Here is a 1,041-nt window from a genome sequence, read left to right on the forward strand (position 1 = left end):
CGAACTCGTCTTTCATGTCGAGGTTGATAGCTTCCTTATCACCGCACTTCTTAACACAAAGCTCACACTTCACACAGTGATCGAAGTCTATAGTGTACTTCAAGGGTACTACCTGCGGGTGGCAAATATATATTGCCTTTCTCGGACCCAGACCAATATCGAACTCATTCGGCCTGCTGACCGGACATACCGCCGCACAGTCACCACAACCATTACACTTATCCTCGATAACACCTCTCGCCTTCCTCTTCACGGTGACGTTGAAGTTACCGATGTAACCGTCAACCTTCTCTATCTCGGAATACGAAAGAAGCTTAATGTTCGGGTGTCTGTCGACTTCCGCCATCTTAGGTGAAAGGATACACTGCGAACAGTCGAGTGTCGGGAAGGTCTTGTCCAGCCTGGACATGTAACCGCCGATTGTCGGCTCTCTCTCGATCAAATATGTAGTTATACCCGAATCCGCGAGTTTCATTGCTGCTTCGATTCCGCCCACGCCTGCGCCGATGACCATCGCGGTCTTTTCACAGGGCACGGACTTGGTCTCGAGCGGCTCGAGAAGTTTCGCCTTCGCGACGGCCATTCTCAGAATGTCCTTTGCCTTCTCGGTTGCCCTCTCCGGCTCCTTCATGTGGATCCACGAGGACTGCTCACGAATGTTCGCCATCTCGAACACGAACGGGTTCAGCCCGCCGAGTGCGGTGGCTTTCCTGAACGTCGACTCGTGCAGACGCGGGGTGCATGCTGCTACGACAACTGCGTCTAACTGCTTCTCCTTAATAGCGGTCTTGATCTTTTCCTGACCGGGGGTTGAACACATATATGGATAATCATCTGCGTGGACAACGCCTGGAAGAGTGCTAGCGTACTCGGAAAGTTCCTTAACCTTGACCGTACCGGCTATGTTAGTACCACAGTGACAGATGAAGACCCCGACTCTATTTTCTTTACCGTTTGCCATATTTTCATCCCTCATACAATTTTGTCAAGTAATGCGTCTACCTTGATAACGTGCGCATCCAGACCGAGTTCCTCAGGGCT

1 protein-coding gene is annotated in these 1,041 nt (G+C 51.2%); it reads right to left on the reverse strand.

Translation table 11 applies throughout. From position 1 onward, the window contains the following. On the reverse strand, positions 1-961 hold a 961-nt coding region (locus tag CUJ83_RS15560), incomplete at its 3' end, for an FAD-dependent oxidoreductase (protein WP_230743388.1). Positions 962-1,041 lie beyond the last annotated feature (80 nt).

The organism is Methanooceanicella nereidis, from assembly GCF_021023085.1.
In the GTDB taxonomy this organism is placed as follows: Archaea; Halobacteriota; Methanocellia; order Methanocellales; family Methanocellaceae; genus Methanooceanicella; species Methanooceanicella nereidis.